This window comes from Bacteroidales bacterium (assembly GCA_013314715.1).
Taxonomy (GTDB): domain Bacteria; phylum Bacteroidota; class Bacteroidia; order Bacteroidales; family GWA2-32-17; genus Ch61.
In genome coordinates, this window is record JABUFC010000002.1 from 13,376 (window position 1) to 29,817 (window position 16,442).

At 31.1% G+C, this 16,442-nt stretch carries 16 protein-coding genes; 6 read left to right on the forward strand and 10 right to left on the reverse strand.

The genetic code is table 11. The features are described 5' to 3' along the window. Positions 1-62: 62 nt before the first annotated feature. The 3 genes from gldA to HPY79_00625 form a co-directional block, all read right to left on the reverse strand. The gene (gene gldA, locus HPY79_00615; protein ID NSW44322.1) at positions 63-980 is read right to left on the reverse strand and encodes a gliding motility-associated ABC transporter ATP-binding subunit GldA; all 918 of its coding nucleotides are present in this window, start codon (positions 978-980) and stop codon (positions 63-65) included. An 83-nt stretch (positions 981-1,063) separates the two neighbouring features. After that, entirely contained in the window at positions 1,064-2,023 is a 960-nt protein-coding gene (locus HPY79_00620) for an NAD-dependent epimerase/dehydratase family protein (protein ID NSW44323.1), read from the reverse strand. A 273-nt stretch (positions 2,024-2,296) separates the two neighbouring features. Then, positions 2,297-2,473, reverse strand: a complete 177-nt coding sequence (locus HPY79_00625; GenBank protein NSW44324.1) for a MarR family transcriptional regulator — start codon at positions 2,471-2,473, stop codon at positions 2,297-2,299. 41 nt (positions 2,474-2,514) lie between these two features. Here HPY79_00625 and HPY79_00630 point away from each other — a divergent pair, with 41 nt between their 5' ends. After that, positions 2,515-3,165, forward strand: coding sequence for a LemA family protein (locus HPY79_00630; protein ID NSW44325.1), 651 nt, complete (start codon positions 2,515-2,517; stop codon positions 3,163-3,165). A 116-nt stretch (positions 3,166-3,281) separates the two neighbouring features. Here the strand turns inward: HPY79_00630 and HPY79_00635 are convergent, their stop codons facing one another. After that, on the reverse strand, positions 3,282-4,316 hold the full coding sequence (locus HPY79_00635) for a DUF2027 domain-containing protein (GenBank protein ID NSW44326.1): 1,035 nt from the start codon (positions 4,314-4,316) through the stop codon (positions 3,282-3,284). A 48-nt stretch (positions 4,317-4,364) separates the two neighbouring features. Between HPY79_00635 and HPY79_00640 the strand changes: the two genes are divergently transcribed. Continuing rightward, positions 4,365-5,576 carry an S-adenosylmethionine:tRNA ribosyltransferase-isomerase gene (locus tag HPY79_00640; GenBank protein NSW44327.1) on the forward strand — a complete coding sequence of 404 codons (1,212 nt, stop codon included), beginning with the start codon at positions 4,365-4,367 and terminating at the stop codon, positions 5,574-5,576. 55 nt (positions 5,577-5,631) lie between these two features. On the opposite strand, the gene HPY79_00645 is transcribed toward HPY79_00640, so the two are convergent. The 5 genes from HPY79_00645 to HPY79_00665 form a co-directional block, all read right to left on the reverse strand. Then, entirely contained in the window at positions 5,632-7,029 is a 1,398-nt protein-coding gene (locus tag HPY79_00645) for a citrate transporter (GenBank protein ID NSW44328.1), read from the reverse strand. 131 nt (positions 7,030-7,160) lie between these two features. Then, a complete protein-coding gene (gene msrA, locus HPY79_00650) occupies positions 7,161-7,625 on the reverse strand; it encodes a peptide-methionine (S)-S-oxide reductase MsrA (GenBank protein ID NSW44329.1) in 465 nt (154 codons plus the stop codon). Next, positions 7,622-8,533 (reverse strand): dihydroorotate dehydrogenase, encoded by a 912-nt coding sequence (locus HPY79_00655; protein NSW44330.1) that lies wholly within the window; start codon positions 8,531-8,533, stop codon positions 7,622-7,624. The genes msrA and HPY79_00655 overlap by 4 nt, the downstream gene beginning before the upstream one ends. Then, complete coding sequence (locus HPY79_00660; protein NSW44331.1) at positions 8,527-9,297, reverse strand: dihydroorotate dehydrogenase electron transfer subunit; 771 nt, start codon at positions 9,295-9,297, stop codon at positions 8,527-8,529. The genes HPY79_00655 and HPY79_00660 overlap by 7 nt, the downstream gene beginning before the upstream one ends. 57 nt (positions 9,298-9,354) lie before the next feature. Next, positions 9,355-9,798 (reverse strand): helix-turn-helix transcriptional regulator, encoded by a 444-nt coding sequence (locus HPY79_00665; protein ID NSW44332.1) that lies wholly within the window; start codon positions 9,796-9,798, stop codon positions 9,355-9,357. 530 nt (positions 9,799-10,328) lie between these two features. On the opposite strand from HPY79_00665, the gene HPY79_00670 reads away from it, so the two are divergent. Genes HPY79_00670 through HPY79_00680 form a run of 3 tightly spaced genes read left to right on the forward strand, consistent with a single transcriptional unit; the run spans position 10,329 to position 12,529 of the window. Then, on the forward strand, positions 10,329-11,201 hold the full coding sequence (locus HPY79_00670) for a nucleoside phosphorylase (protein NSW44333.1): 873 nt from the start codon (positions 10,329-10,331) through the stop codon (positions 11,199-11,201). A 3-nt stretch (positions 11,202-11,204) separates the two neighbouring features. After that, complete coding sequence (locus HPY79_00675; protein NSW44334.1) at positions 11,205-12,071, forward strand: hypothetical protein; 867 nt, start codon at positions 11,205-11,207, stop codon at positions 12,069-12,071. A 2-nt stretch (positions 12,072-12,073) separates the two neighbouring features. Then, on the forward strand, positions 12,074-12,529 hold the full coding sequence (locus HPY79_00680) for a GAF domain-containing protein (GenBank protein NSW44335.1): 456 nt from the start codon (positions 12,074-12,076) through the stop codon (positions 12,527-12,529). Here HPY79_00680 and HPY79_00685 read toward each other — a convergent pair. After that, on the reverse strand, positions 12,526-13,203 hold the full coding sequence (locus HPY79_00685; GenBank protein ID NSW44336.1) for an ATP-binding cassette domain-containing protein: 678 nt from the start codon (positions 13,201-13,203) through the stop codon (positions 12,526-12,528). The two genes, HPY79_00680 and HPY79_00685, sit on opposite strands and share 4 nt — an antisense overlap. Positions 13,204-13,358: 155 nt before the next feature. Here HPY79_00685 and HPY79_00690 point away from each other — a divergent pair, with 155 nt between their 5' ends. Next, positions 13,359-16,442: a tetratricopeptide repeat protein gene (locus HPY79_00690; protein NSW44337.1), complete on the forward strand. Its 3,084-nt coding sequence runs from the start codon at positions 13,359-13,361 to the stop codon at positions 16,440-16,442.

Genomic DNA, 16,442 nt, shown 5'->3' on the forward strand with positions numbered 1-16,442 from the left:
GTCAAAAAAAGAAATTATTTCAAAAAAGCTTTTTGAAGAATTTAAAATTGTAAGTAAAAAAACTAATCTTCTTTTGTAAGCTCATGGAAAAGCTCTTCTAAGCTTTTCTCTTTTCGCTGCATAGAGAGAACCGCAATATTTTTTTTAACAGCAAATTGAAATACAAGTGGTCGAATATCTTGTTCAATACTTGCTTCAATTAGGTATTGCATTTTTTTAACAGATTTTACTTTTTTAACACCTTTAATATTTAAAAGATCGTCTATTGATACAGTATTGTCGAACTCAACAAAAATAATTTGCTTTTCTTTATCAATTAACGATTCTTGTAAGCTTTCTTTGTTATTATCGGCAACAAGTTTACCTTTATTGATAATAATGATACGCTTACAAATAGCTTCAACTTCTTGCATAATATGTGTTGAGAGTAATACTGTTTTATGCTTACCAACTTCAGCTATTAAATTCCTTATTTCTATAATTTGATTTGGGTCTAACCCACTTGTAGGCTCATCGAGAATAAGTACCGAAGGGTTATGAATCAATGCTTGAGCAATTCCGACTCTTTGTTTATAGCCTTTTGAAAGTGCACCGATTAGCTTATGTTGTTCTACTGCTAAGCCCGTTTGTTCGATTATTTCATTAACACGTTTTTCTTTATCTTTAATTTTATATACAGAAGCTATAAATTTTAGATATTCTTTTACATACATATCATAATAAAGTGGATTATTTTCTGGCAAGTATCCTATTTGTTTTCTGACTTGAATACTATCGTTTAATATATCCATTTTATTAATAAACACTTGCCCTTCGTTGGGTGGGATAATACCCATAATAATTTTCATCATGGTTGTTTTACCAGCTCCATTAGGACCTAAAAAACCAAATATCTCACCCTTTTCTACTCTAAATGAAACATTATCTAAAGCTTTTTGCTCACCATATAATTTTGTAACATTAAAAACTTCAATAGACATAAAACGTGTGTCGTTAAAAATTATTCAAAAATAATGAATAGGTATGAATAATAAAAAAATATGGTGTTTAGAATATTCTAAATTTAAAATAAACCTTTTTCATGTTTAGCTTTAAGCACTTGCAACATGTCTTTTACCATGGCATCCATATCATAATTGGGCTGCCACCCCCATTCCTTACGTGCACAACTATCGTCAATGCTACGTGGCCAAGAATCGGCAATAGCTTGGCGAAAATCGGGTTCGTACGTAATAGTAAAATGAGGCATGTATTTTTTTATATTATCGGATAACATTTTAGGAGTAAAGCTAAAGGCAGCCAAATTAAAATCGTTGTGATGCTCTAATTTATTAAAATCGGCATGAAATAAATCGATGGTGGCTTTTAAACAATCGGGCATATACATCATTGGAAGCATTGTATCTTCTTTTAAGAAACATTTATAGCTACCATATTTAATAGCATCGTAAAAAATTGCAACAGCATAATCAGTGGTTCCGCCACCTGGAAGTGTTTCGTTGCTAATAATACCCGGATAACGTAGTCCTCGAACATCTAAACCATATTTCAAAACATAATAATCGCCTAATAATTCGCCTGCTACTTTAGTAATTCCATACATTGAAGTTGGCTTGAGAATTGTTTCTTGTGGAGTATTATCCTTGGGAGTTGAAGGTCCAAAAGCAGCAATAGAACTAGGGTTTAATATGCGTTTTAGCTTTAACTCACGTCCCACTTCTAGCACATTAATAAAGCCATTCATATTAACATTCCACGCCAACATAGGTTTTTGCTCTCCTACAGCACTCAATATAGCAGCCATGTTTATAATGGCATCAATATTATATTTTTTTACTACTTCTGCAATTCTTTTAGCATCAAGTATATCTATATATTCATAGATGCCTGAGTTAAGAAGTTTTTCGCAAGGATTCTCGATACCAGCAGCAATAACATTATCGTTACCATATATTTTTCTTAATGCTAGTGTAAGTTCACTACCTATTTGACCTGTAGCTCCAATTAATAATATTTTCTTAATCATAAAATTAATTTTTTGCAAAAGTAATGGAAAGTTTATTGCATTATACTGACAAATAATTGTTTTATGACAATATTAAAATTTGAATAATGCAATAAAAAAAATTATAAAGATTTTAAATTCAATTAGTTTTAAATATTCTTGTATTTATTCTATTTGATCTTTACTATCAAATAGAATAATCACTTTATTCAAAATACTTTTAAACTTCAAATTATAACGTTAAATTAAAAAAACTTTAAGTGTATATCGTTTTTTATAAATATGTAAAAATTATTTTGCTTCGTAATAACATCTTTTCGGCGAAGATATTTTAGATTCGGCAATAAGTTGTTTAATAGCTTTGTCCACTTCTTTTTTATCAATACCGGTAAGTTCAGCTATTTCGCCTGCTTTTAAGGCTTTGCCGCTTTTTTTTAAAGTGTCTAAAATAGTTTTTGTAGTTTCCATAATTAACCTTAATTTTGTACTATCACAAAAATAAACATTATATGGAAAATAATCAAGAACAATCAAAGTATGACAAAAATTTAAAAACAAAAGGAAGTGGTTGTTTAGGAGCAACATTATTATTTGGTTTTGTAAGTATTTTAGTAGCTATTTTATTAATAATGAGCTATTCTTATTACAACGGTTTAGTAACTCGCGAAGAAAAAGTAAATGCACAATGGGCACAAGTTGAAAATTTATATCAACAACGAGCCGATTTAGTTAATAATATAGTAGCTACTGTAAAAGGATATGCTACTCACGAAAATAAAACTCTAACCGAAGTAGTAGAAGCCCGAGCAAAGGCTACATCAATAAACCTATCGCCCGAAAAACTCGATGAAGCATCGCTCAAATCGTTTGAAGAGGCACAACAAAATTTAAGCTCTTCGCTCTCGCGTTTGTTGGTTACCGTTGAAAATTACCCCGATTTAAAAGCCAATCAAAATTTTATTATGCTTCAAGGTCAATTACAACAAATAGAAACCAATATTGCTCACGAAAGAAATACATACAACGAAGTAGCTCGCGATTATAATACAGCTATTCGTAAATTCCCACGCAATATTTTTGCAAGTATGTTTAATTTTGAACCTAAAGCATATTTTAAAGCACAAAACGGAGCAGACAAAGCCCCGGTTGTCAACTTTTAAACTATAGTCATAATCTCATTGTAAGGTAACAATCTCAATTGTTTTTGTATTTAATAAAACATGTAAAGTAAATGTTCAAATTTGTATAACCAATTGTTAATTGGGCAAAATAATAATTACTTTCTTAAAATAACCATCGTAGCGCCAAAGCCATATTCCTGATAAGAAGCATCTTGATAATCGTAATGAGCATACTCGCGCGAAAGAATTCGTCTTAATTCAATTTTAAGAGTTCCATTACCTACTCCATGAATAAAAACAACCTTTTTTACCGTTGGTGTCAATATGTATTCTTCCATTTTTTTACGAAAATGAGACAACTGCATATGAAGCATCTCTGACGGAGTTAAGTCTTTGTAATCATCCACTAATGCATGAATATGTAAGTCTACCTCAACGAGATCTGGCTTTTCAACATTTTCTTTTATAGGTTTGATGGTTTCTTTAATATCTTCTTCAAGCTTTTGTTGTTTTATTAATTGCTGATTTTTTTCAGCTTGCAAAACTGAGAATAAAAAAGCAGGTTCATCAAAAAAATCATTTTCATTAAAGTAACTGATATTTAACAAATAAAGTGCATTTACTTTAAGTTCTTTATTAAGTAATTTACCAACTTTGTTTTCTTCAGGACGGTATATAACTCCTTGTAAAGTAATATTAACTATTTGAGCTACTTCTTCTTTACTTAGTTCTTTTATAAATACTTTGGTTCCCGACTCTAATAATCCTGTTTCTAAAAATTCATAATCATTATTTTTACGCACAAACAAACAAAATGTAAAATTATGTTCTGAATCGTTAATTAAAAATAAATCGCGATATTCAGCTTTACCTTGTGTTGGCACAAAAGCTACGTACAAGTCGTTAGATAATGGTTCAGATTTATCACTTTGATTTTCGAAAGTTTCAGGTTCATAGTATTTATCATCGCGTTCAGCATAGTTATAATTCATGGTATCAGCATCATTTATAATAATGGCCGACTGGGTATTCGATACCTTTTCGACAACAACCAACTGATTCGCTTGAACTGGAATTTCAAAGCCTTCGTCAGTTAATACATAAACAAGTTTATTTTGAATACGCGTTACTATTCCTTGACCTACTTCATTTAAAAAACGGACTTTGTCGCCAACTTCAATATTTGCCATAAAAAATATTATTTTTTTCTGCTAAATTACATAATTTTGCAACAAAAAATGCAAATTCCAATCATCGAAACCAAATCGTTTTATTACGATTTGCCTCAGCATAAAATTGCACAATATCCATTACCTGAAAGAAACAAATCTAAACTCTTAATATACAAAGATGGACAAATAAGCGAAGATATTTTTCAAAATATAACTCAATACATTCCTTCCGAATATTTATTGGTATTTAACAACACAAAAGTATTGCCAGCTCGATTAAATTTTCAAAAAGAAACCGGAGCTAACATAGAAATATTTTTATTAGAGCCATATAGTCCTTTCGATTATAGCCAAATTTTTAATCAAACCCAAACATGTCAATGGTTATGTTTTGTCGGAAATGCAAAAAAATGGAAAGAAAACACCAACTTAATTAAAACACTGAAAGTCAATAGCGAAGACATTGTGATAACTTGCCGTAATTTATCTTCGCACAACAATGCGTATATTATTCAATTTGATTGGAATAAAAATATCAAATTTATTGATATTTTAACCTACATTGGAAAAATTCCTATTCCACCATATTTAAAGAGGGAAACGGAAGAAATTGATTTTGAACGATATCAAACAGTATTTTCTAAATATCTCGGTAGTGTAGCTGCTCCAACTGCATCGTTACATTTTACTAATAATGAATTTGATAACTTACAAAAGAATAATATTTCTTACTCATATCTAACCTTACATGTGGGAGCCGGCACTTTTAAGCCTATGAACAGTCGCTATATTCATGAGCATGAGTTACACTCCGAATTGTTTTCTATTTCTATCGAAACATTAAATTCAATTATTGCACACTATCCAAAAATAATTGCAGTTGGTACAACAGCACTTAGAGCTTTAGAAAGCATTTATCATTTTGCTAATAAGCTCGCATTAAATCAAAATAAGGTGAACTTTTTCGTTTCACAATGGTGCGAATACGACAATATAAAAAAAACATCCCCGCTCGACGCATTAACAAATTTAGTTAACTATATGCTTTGTAATCAATTAAATAAACTAAATATTCGAACTCAAATAATGATTTCACCTGGATATTCAATAAAAATGGCTGAGTCCATTATTACCAATTTTCATCAACCACAAAGTAGTTTATTAGCTTTAGTAGCAGCTTTTGTAGGTAACGATTGGAGAAATATATACGAGTACGCTTTAAATAATAATTTTAGATTTTTGAGTTATGGCGATAGCTCTTTGTTATGGAAGAAATAAAAAAGGGAGCTCAAATGTGCCCCCCTTTTAATATAATTTTAACGATCAATAAATATTACTGAGCCATACTTTCGTTCAATAAATTTGTTGTATTTAGTTCTTGTACATTATTCTGCTCATTTTGAGGGCATTCAATGCATGGACAATCTTTAACCTTTTTTTCACGCGTATCGGATGGTTCCCATCCTAAGGTTAAATATAAAGCAAAAAATCCAACTACATAACCCACTGCAACAAACCATCCATTTTTAACCCAACTAACAACCGATTTAGCTTCTTTGTACATATTTGAAATAGCAACTCCAGCAGAAGAGCCAAACCATATCATAGAGCCACCAAAACCTACAGTATATGCAAGCATCCCCCAATCGTAGCAACCTTGGTCTAATGCAAGCTTAGTTAAAGGAATATTATCAAATACAGCTGAAATAAAACCTAATGAAAGTGCTGTTTGCCATGAAGGATCAGGTAAATCGTTAACTGGCATCATAGAAGCACAAGTTACCAAAGATAATAAAAAGATAGAGCCAGCTACGGCTTCTTTAGCTACCGACCAGTGCGTTTTTCTGAAAGTAGCCCCAATTAATATTGCTATCCAAACACCTAAAGCAGGAAAATCGAATAAAATATTGGTTGCAATAGTACCCGCTAAAATTAAACCAACTATAGCCAAACGTCCATAATCGATTTTTAAACCATCTTGTGAATCTTTTTGTATACGTTGATATTTATCTTGTTTAACTGAAGCAAAAACAGAAAAAAACAAAAAAGCAACAATAGCTGCGACATAAGCATGTAAAACATTTAATGCAGAAACTCCATCAATCCACATCATCGTTGTGGTAGTATCACCAACAACCGAACCTGCTCCTCCTGCATTACTAGCGGCAACGATGGCAGCTAAATAACCAATATGTACTTTTTTATTAAAAACAACATAGGCAATGGTTCCACCGATCATAGCCGCAGCAATATTATCAAGAAAAGAAGCTAATACAAGAACCATCAATAAAAGTACAAATGGACCTTTCCAATCATCTGGCAAAAATTTGGGTAACCAATTAGGAATTTTTGATTCTTCGAAATGATTCGCTAAAAGGGCAAAACCAACCAATAAGCCAAATAAATTTAATAAAATTGGCCATTCGCCTTCGCGAGCATGTTTATCAACCATTTGAGTAAAAATATTGGTTTCGCCAAAAAAATGATGTAATGGATTAAAAGTGGGATCTGCAAAAAGTTTGTAAGTAAAAATAACCACTAACCCCGTAACAGCCACTTTTAAAGTGTGATGATGAAATAAAGCGACACCAATTAATGTTAAACCAAAAAGAATGAATTCTAAACGGATCCCAGCAATAGCAGGACATTCGTTGCAAACACCTCCCTCAGAGGCAAATGTAGCCAATGGACCCAAAAACACCATGGCTAATAATAAAAGTTTTTTCTTCATACCAATTATTTTAAGTTAATAATAAATCTTTTGGTGGCACAAAAGTAGCTGTTTTTTTATTCGATTTATATTTTATAGAAAAAAAAAATATTCATTTTTCTACATATTTTCATATTATATTGATTTACAGACTAATATCCTTTCTTTTTATAATAATTCTGATGATAATCTTCAGCTATATAAAATTTATCAACCGGTAATATTTCTGTTTCTATTTGCAAATTTTTATAATATCGAATTTTGTTTGGAGTTTCGAATTTTACTTTTTCGGCTACCATTCGTTGTTCTTCGTTAAAATAAAATATTGCTGAACGATATTGACGGCCAATATCAGGTCCTTGCCTATTTATTTGACTAGCATCATGAATTCGGAAAAAAAATTCAATAAGTTCTGCAGTTGATAAAATAGCTGTATCGTACTCTACTAAAACTGCTTCGGCGTGCCCTGTAGTATCGGTACAAACTTCTTCGTATGTTGGATTATCTTTAGTTCCTCCGGCGTAAACAGCTGTAGTATTTATTACTCCGTTTAGTTGGCTCAATTTATATTGAACCGACCAAAAACAACCCGCTGCTAAAATTATCTTTTCTATCATACTATTAAAGCACCTACAATATCTTTTACAGACTTGAATTTATTTTCAATAAGGTATTGCTCAATACCTTCAATAATCTTTATAGTAGCTTGCGGATCAATAAAATTAGCTGTTCCAACTTGCACAGCGGTTGCTCCTGCTAATAGAAATTCGATAGCATCGGTAGCTGTCATAATACCACCAATACCAATTACAGGAACTTTAACGGCTTTTGACACTTGCCAAACCATTCTCAGTGCTACGGGTTTAACAGCAGGTCCTGACAAGCCACCCGTAATAGTAGACAATACCGGACGGCGTGTTTTGGCATCTATCGCCATGCCCAATAAGGTATTGATGAGCGAAAGAGCATCGGCACCTTCGTCTTCGGCTGTTTTAGCCATTTCTACAATATTGGTAACATTGGGCGAAAGCTTTACTATCATTGTTTTTTGATAGACTTTACGAACAGCCGAAACCACAGCTTTTACACCTGGACAGGTGGTACCAAAAGCCATTCCACCTTCTTTTACATTGGGGCAACTAATATTAACCTCTATTGCCGTTATTTTTTCTAAATCGTTCAATTTTTCGGCTATTGCAACATATTCCTCAACGGTAGAACCTGAAACATTCACCCAGATATGTGTATCGTAATGCTTAATTCGAGGATAAATATTTTCTATAAAATAATCGACCCCTTTGTTTTGAAGCCCAACCGCATTGAGCATTCCTGCTGGTGTTTCGGCCATTCGAGGATAAGGATTCCCTTCGCGATGTTTTAAAGTAGTTCCTTTAACAATAAAACCACCTAATCGGTTTAAATCGATAAAATCAGTAAATTCTTCGCCATAACCAAAAGTACCCGATGCTGTAGTTACCGGATTTTTCATCGTGAGTTGATGAATATTAACAGATAAATCTACCATAATAATTCTTTTGAGTTAAAAACAGGTCCTTCGGTACATACACACTGATGCCCATTAACAGTAGGTGTTACACAACATAAACAAGCCCCTATTCCACATGCCATAGTATTTTCGAGCGAAACTTCGCACTCTACTCCGGCTTCTTTTGCACGTTTTGCAACAGCTTTCATCATAACTTCTGGACCACATGTATATATTTTGTTATACATATTTAATGAACTAAATAAAGAATGTGTAGTTACATAACCTTTTTCGCCCATCGATCCATCTTCTGTTGTAACAAATGTAGGTGCAATACTATTATATAATTCGTACTCGATAATATCTTCTTTTGATTTAAAGCCAATGATAATATCTTCGTCAATGCCTTCTTTTTTTAAGACTTTTGCCAAGTATAGCAAGGGAGCAATACCGCATCCTCCACCAACCAAAAGAGCTTTTTGACCTTTTTCAATATTAGAATAACCTTTGCCTAAGGGGTAAATAATGTTTACTACGTTACCTTTATCTAATAATGACAACTTTTGGGTACCTTTTCCGACTATTTGAATGAGCAACGAGATGGTATTGTTTTCATAATCAACATCGTGGATAGATAAAGGACGACGTAAAAACACTTCGGGAGCGTTAGGAACAGTTAATTGAAGAAACTGTCCAGGTTGTATAAGTTCGAGCTTTTTCTTTGGTTTTATTAAAAGAATGAAGTATTTGTTGTTAAGTTTATGATTTGCTAAAACTTCGGCATCAATTACTTGTTTAGCCATAATTATTTTTGGCTGTAAAAGTATAGCTTTTTAGGTATTAAAAAAATGAAAAAATTCTTATGTAGAAAAAATTTCGGCTTTCCCATCATCGTACAATAAAATAATCTGCTTTACTTTTCTAATTGCAATTTTATTGTCTAAACTTTTTGGTATTTGAATATCATCTGTTAATGTTTCTTTTGATTGAAATTCAATTTTATGTTCACTCTTTTCAAACGTTTTATTTTCGATTATATCTTCATTCGTTTTGTTTTGAGTATATAAAGCATCAAATAGAGAAGGTTCGCGATTGGGTTTAAACATTTCGCCTTTACCTGTAATTAGCCATTCAGCATTTATATAATCAAATCGAGTTAATATTTTTTGAATTAACTCTAAACTTGGATTATTTCTTCCCGAAAGTATATGCGAAATGCTTGAACGTTGAACACCAATTTCATCAGCAAATTTTGAAGGATTGATATTTTCTATTTCCAGAAATTTTTGAATACGACTTTTCATAAAAATATTCAAATTTAATAGTTCACAAATGTAATAAATTTAATGATTACAAATGTAACATACATATATTTACATTTGTAAATTACGCACATATCAATATCATCATAATATAATCTATTATATTGAAGTTATTTACTATATAAATTATATATATAAATGATTTACAATATTATATAAACTTTAAAATAGTCATTTTATACAGAAGTGAATTGATTTTGATTTTTGATTTAATGTATTTATTTAAATAATACTTTTATTATATTGATTATATGATTTTTATTTAATCATTACATATTTAATTCAAATGAAGATTATGGGCATATGTGATTTTTGTAAATATTCAAATATTTTTTAATATACAACCTGATGTAATTTACATTTGTAATCGTTTATGATTTAAAGAATGTTTTACAATTGTAAACCTTATATGTGCTAATTAAAAAATATCTTTACTCTCCTATTTTTTAATATATGCTTACAGAAAATAAATTTTAGCTAATTTTGCAAAAATGAATTGAAATTTTTATATTATGAGTAAAATTGAATCATCTGAACTAATTATCAATCCTGATGGAAGTATTTATCACCTTCATCTCCGCCCTCAAGATATAGCCGATACTATTTTATTAGTTGGCGATCCCGGTAGAGTTGAAATGATAAGCAAGCACTTTTCTTCGATAGATATTAAAATAATAAATCGTGAATTTTGTACTCATACTGGATATTATAATGGCAAACGTATTACTGCCCTTTCGACTGGTATAGGTACAGATAATATAGATATTGTATTAAACGAATTAGATGCACTTGTAAATATTGATTTTGAAACCCGAATACCCAAAAAAGAACATACTACTTTAAATCTTATTCGCTTAGGTACTTCGGGAGGTTTACAAGCCAATGTTGCAGTAGATTCATTTCTAGTGAGCGAAAAAGCAATTGGGTTCGATGGCTTACTTAATTTTTATGCTCAACGTAATGAAGTAGTAGAATTAGATTTTGAAAAGTCATTTACCGAATTTGTGGGTTGGAATTCGCTATTACCTTCACCCTATGTAGTTTCTGCATCGAGTAAATTATTAGAAAAACTCAAAGGCAATAATATGAGTGGTGTTACGATTTCGGCTCCTGGTTTTTATGGACCTCAAGGTAGAGTTTTACGCCTGCCTATTATTGATCCAGAAATTAATAATAAAATAGAAAAATTTGTTTTTAATAGTAAAAAAATCACAAATTATGAAATGGAAAGTTCTGCCCTATTTGGTTTATCAAAACTATTAGGGCACGAAGCTTTAACAATTTGTGTTATTATAGCCAATCGCGTTAATAAAACTTTTTCTAAAGATTATAAACCTAAGGTTGAGGCACTCATTAAATATACCTTAGATAAATTAACAGAATAATTAATGACATCCGAACTCGAAGCAAAAATAAAATTATTAGACGATCCCGACGATTCCATTTTTAAGGCTGTTCGGAAAAGTCTAATTGATGAAGGGAAAAATATTTTAACAAATTTAGAAGAAACATGGAGTAAAAATCTAAATCCCATTGTTCAAGAACGAATAGAGGATATTATTAAAACAATACAGTTTAATGATATTCAACAAGAACTTACCCAGTGGAAAAATAGCAATGGTATTGACTTAGCTTATGGTGCTTATATAGTTGCCAAATATTTATACTATGAGCTTAAATGGGAAGACATTGAAAATAAAATTGAAACTATTCGAAAAGATGTTTGGCTAGAACTGAATCAAGAGCTTACAGCACTCGAAAAAGTTCGAATTTTAAATCATATTCTTTATGATATTCATCAATTCAATGCTAATGTATCTAATATCAACTCGCCACAATATTATTATATAAATAATGCATTCGAAACCAAAAAAGCTCACCCCATTACAATTGCTATAATTTACATAAGTATTGCCCAACGTCTAAACCTTCCTATTTTTGGTGTTGATTTACCTAAAAATTTTGTAGCCGGTTATGTCGATCAACTTTCTGCTTTTGAAGCTTTTGGCGAAAATATTGATACACCCGTGCTTTTTTATATCAATCCGTTCAATAAAGGTTGGGTGTTTTCTAGAAAAGAAATAGATATATTTTTAAAACAAGCTAAAATTGAGCCTCAAGCCTCTTTTTATTCGCCTTGCCATAACATTAAAGTCATTGAACGACTTATTACCAATTTATTAATTACATACGAACAAATGGGTTATAACGAAAAAGCAAATGAATTAAGTTCACTTCTAAAAATATTGATGTAATTATGGAAAAAGCGAAACGTTACGAACATATTTATCAACAATGTGTTGAATTGGTAAAACCTGAAAATGATTTTATTTCGAAATTGGCAACCATTGTATCCCTCCTGCATCATAAAATGGACGGATTTTTTTGGACAGGTTTTTATTTACTTAATCCTCGAGGTGAGCTTTGGGTAGGACCCTATCAGGGACCTGTTGCTTGCCAAAAGCTTGCACGCCCCAATGGTGTTTGCTGGGCTGCTATTATTCAACAAAAATCGATTATTGTACCCAATGTGCATGAATTTCCTGGACATATAGCTTGCGATAGTCGCTCCAATTCAGAAATAGCAATACCTTTAATAACTAAAGAGAATAAAACCATCGGAGTACTTGATGTAGATAGCAAAAACTTTAGTCAATTTGATGAAATAGACGCCGAATGGTTAAATAAAATATGTTTATTAATTCACATTTAAACCGATTCTATTAGTTTTAGTTTTTTATCGGCACATAAGTACATAGTATGTTTGTATTTGTCAACCATGGTATAATTATGTGTTGCCATAATTACAGTAGTACCATCTGAAGCAATCGATTCTAACAATTTTAAAACAAGCTCCGAATTTTGAGGGTCGAGATTACCGGTTGGTTCATCGGCAAGTATAAGCTCGGGTCTGTTTAATAATGCACGAGCAATAACTATGCGTTGCTGCTCACCTCCCGATAATTCATGAGGCATTCGCTTAAGCTTATCGAGCATTCCAACACGTTCCAATACTTCGCCTATTCGCATTTCAATTTGCTCTTTTTTCCATCCCGTAGCACGCAAAACAAATTTTAAATTTTGATACACATTTCTATCTGTAAGAAGCTGAAAATCTTGAAATACTACTCCAATTTTTCGACGTAAATATGGAATCTGGCGTTGTTTTAATTTAAGTAAATTATAGCCACCAACCATTGCAATGTTACCTTGTAAAGGTAAATCGGCATATATTGTCTTTAAAAAGGATGATTTACCACTCCCCACTTCACCCAATAAATAAATAAAATCACCTTTATTAAGCGTAAGCGTTACTTCCGATAAAATTAAATCATCCTGTTGATAAATGCTTACATTATCATATTGTAAAACAATGTTATCGTTCATTTTTTTTCTACAAAGAAAATTAAAAAATGTATAACAAAACCATATTTATACTAGTTAGTAATCAACAAAAGATTGTTAATTAAAATATTAAGTTGTGCAAATTCATTTTTTTAAATAAGCTTATTTTAGCAACAATGTAAATTAAGAAAAATGCTATGCATAAAAATTATTTAATTAGCCTAATAATCAGCGTGTTGATATTATCTTCTTTTTTTAGTATTGCACAGCGAACACAAGTTTTTAACGACAATCATATCAACTATAAACAAGCTCTCAATTATTTTGACGAAGAAAAATATAGTGTTTCTCAATATTTTTTTGAAAAATATAAAAAGGCTACTTCAAAAGTTGAGCTTTTAGAATCAGATGCTGCATATTATATCGCATTATGTAGTATTGAACTTTTTAACAAAGATGCCGAAAAAAACTTACTCGATTATTTATCGCAATACCAAGAAAATGCTAGAACTCTTTATGCTCAATATCAAATGGGTATTTTTAAATATAGAGAAAAAAAATTCAAAAAAGCTATTCCTTGGTTCGAAAAAGTTAATCCCGCATTATTATCGAAAGACGAACAAGCGGAATATTACTTTAAGTTAGGTTATAGTTATTTTGTAAATAACGAATATAATAAAGCAGAAAAAGCATTTTACGAAATTAAAGACATACCGAACACCTACCACACCCCTGCTTTATATTTCTATTCGCATATTGCTTACACCAAAAAAAATTACGAAACAGCTTTAAATGGTTTTGATAAATTAAAAAATGATGAACTTTTTTCTCCCATAGTTCCATATTACATTACACAAATATACTATTTACAAGAAAAATATGATAAAGTTATAAGCTACGCTCCTACTTATCTCGATTCTGCTAATACTCGAAGAGGTCCCGAAATTGCTAGAATTATAGGCGAATCATTTTATAAAACACAACGATTTAAAGAAGCTATACCATATCTAGAAAAGTATGCTACTGCAATACCCCTTACTCGAGGCGACATGTATGAACTTTCATATGCTTATTATAAAACGGGTTATGTTCCAAAAGCAGCTAATTTATTAGAAAAAATTGTAATTCAAGACGATACTTTATCTCAACAAACACTTTATTTACTTGCCGATTGCTATTTATACGACGGTTTAAAAAATAATGCACGTATGGCATTAGAAAAAGCATATAAAATGCCTTACATACCCGAAATTCAGGAAGAAGCACTATTACATTATGCAAAACTATGTTTTGAACTTTCGTATAGTCCTTTTAACGAAGCAATTAAAGCCTTTCAAGAATTTATTTCGAAATATCCCAATTCTTCCCGAATTGATGAAGCCTATGCCAGTTTAAGTAAGGCGTATTTGTTTTCTAAAAACTACAAAGAAGCAATTGAAGCATTAGAAAATATCCAACATATCACTCCAGAAATAGAAGAAGCATATCAAAGAGCTTGTTTTTATAGAGCATTAGAATTATTTACAAATATGGAGTTTGAACAAGCTATCATACATTTCGATAAATCGTTAAACAACGCAAAATATAATAAAATTTATACGGCACAAGCAATTTTTTGGAAAGGTGAAGCCTATTATAGGTTAAAAGATTATAAATCTGCACTTAAACAGTTTAATAAATTTTTAACAACACCCGGTGCTTTCGAAACCGATATTTTTGCATTAGCTCATTATAACATCGCTTACTGCTACTTAAAAGAAAACAACTATAACGAAGCTCAACTTTGGTTTAGAAAATATATCGAAAATGAAACAAATAAAGAACTAGCACAAGTATATGATGCTTATACTCGTATTGGCGATAGTTTCTTTGTTTTACGTCGATACGAAGACGCTATCGATTATTACTCAAAAGCAATCGTCGCAAAAAAGGCTTCGCCCGATTATGCTCTTTACCAAAAAGCAATTTGCTTGGGACTAATTAAAAACTATAACGAAAAAATTATTGCACTAAATAATTTACTTAACGATTATCCATCGTCGCCTTATATTGATGATGCCATATACGAATTAGGTGTAAGTTATACCAATATAGAAGAAAACGATATGGCCATCAACACATTAACTAAACTTATAAATGAATATCCAAAAAGCGATATGGTTCGTCGTGCCTATCTTCAATTAGGGCTCATTTATTTTAACATCGACAAAAACGATGACGCTATTACGATGTACAAACAAGTTATTGAAAATTACCCCAATACTCAAGAATACAAAGATGCGTTTGTTGGATTAAAGAATGTTTATTTAGAACTTAACGACATAAATTCTTACTACGCTTATGTAAACGAAAAAGGCAAAGGAATAAATATTAGTAGCACCGAAAAAGATTCACTTACCTATTCTGTTGCCGAAAAAGTATATATGAATGGCGATTGCAATAAAGCTACAACCTTACTAAACGATTATATTAACAAATTTCCCAAAGGCATGTTTATTATAAATGCTCATTATTATCAAGCCGAATGTTTGTTTAATAATAAAAATATTGACGATGCTTTTAATCATTATTTAGCTGTTGTAAATGCACCCAAAAATATATTTACAGAACCATCGTTATTCAAAGTAGCCAATTATCATTATTCAAAACAACATTATCCCGAAGCTATACCCTATTATAGCCAATTGCTTGAAATAGCTCAATATCCTCAAAATGCTTTTGCAGCTAAAACAGGACTTATGCGTTGTTCTTTTCAATTAGCCAAATACGATGATGCCAACCGCTTTGCTATCGAAGTTTTAAAAGAAGGAAAATTATCGGATGAAATCTATCGCGAAGCACATTTTATTATTGGTAAAATTGCATATATTCAAAACAAATTAGAACAAGCATTAGACGAATTTATACTTATTGCCAAGAATTGTAAAAGCAAAGAAGAAGCTGAAGCCAAATTTCTTATTATAGATATTTACTTTAAACAAAATAAATTCGATGCTGCCGAAAAAGAAGTCTACGATTTTGTAAAGAAAAATACACCTCACCAGTATTGGTTAGCCAAATCGTTTCTTATTTTAGCTGATATTTATATAGCTAAAAACGATAATTTTCAAGCAAAAGCTACATTACAAAGTATTATTGACAATTACAAAAACACCGAAGATGGTATTTTAAATGAAGCCAACATACGAATGCAAAGCATCATCGAAAAAGAAAAAGCAGCACTAATACCACAAAATCAAGAAATTATTAATAATGAAAACATACCAAACGAAAATGAATAA

Coding starts and splice junctions, on each gene's coding strand:
- gldA (NSW44322.1), bottom strand. CDS start 980: ATGTCTATTGAAGTTTTTAATGTTACAAAATTATATGGTGAGCAAAAA.
- HPY79_00625 (NSW44324.1), bottom strand. CDS start 2,473: ATGGAAACTACAAAAACTATTTTAGACACTTTAAAAAAAAGCGGCAAA.
- HPY79_00630 (NSW44325.1), top strand. CDS start 2,515: ATGGAAAATAATCAAGAACAATCAAAGTATGACAAAAATTTAAAAACA.
- HPY79_00635 (NSW44326.1), bottom strand. CDS start 4,316: ATGGCAAATATTGAAGTTGGCGACAAAGTCCGTTTTTTAAATGAAGTA.
- HPY79_00640 (NSW44327.1), top strand. CDS start 4,365: ATGCAAATTCCAATCATCGAAACCAAATCGTTTTATTACGATTTGCCT.
- HPY79_00645 (NSW44328.1), bottom strand. CDS start 7,029: ATGAAGAAAAAACTTTTATTATTAGCCATGGTGTTTTTGGGTCCATTG.
- msrA (NSW44329.1), bottom strand. CDS start 7,625: ATGATAGAAAAGATAATTTTAGCAGCGGGTTGTTTTTGGTCGGTTCAA.
- HPY79_00655 (NSW44330.1), bottom strand. CDS start 8,533: ATGGTAGATTTATCTGTTAATATTCATCAACTCACGATGAAAAATCCG.
- HPY79_00660 (NSW44331.1), bottom strand. CDS start 9,297: ATGGCTAAACAAGTAATTGATGCCGAAGTTTTAGCAAATCATAAACTT.
- HPY79_00665 (NSW44332.1), bottom strand. CDS start 9,798: ATGAAAAGTCGTATTCAAAAATTTCTGGAAATAGAAAATATCAATCCT.
- HPY79_00670 (NSW44333.1), top strand. CDS start 10,329: ATGAGTAAAATTGAATCATCTGAACTAATTATCAATCCTGATGGAAGT.
- HPY79_00675 (NSW44334.1), top strand. CDS start 11,205: ATGACATCCGAACTCGAAGCAAAAATAAAATTATTAGACGATCCCGAC.
- HPY79_00680 (NSW44335.1), top strand. CDS start 12,074: ATGGAAAAAGCGAAACGTTACGAACATATTTATCAACAATGTGTTGAA.
- HPY79_00685 (NSW44336.1), bottom strand. CDS start 13,203: ATGAACGATAACATTGTTTTACAATATGATAATGTAAGCATTTATCAA.
- HPY79_00690 (NSW44337.1), top strand. CDS start 13,359: ATGCATAAAAATTATTTAATTAGCCTAATAATCAGCGTGTTGATATTA.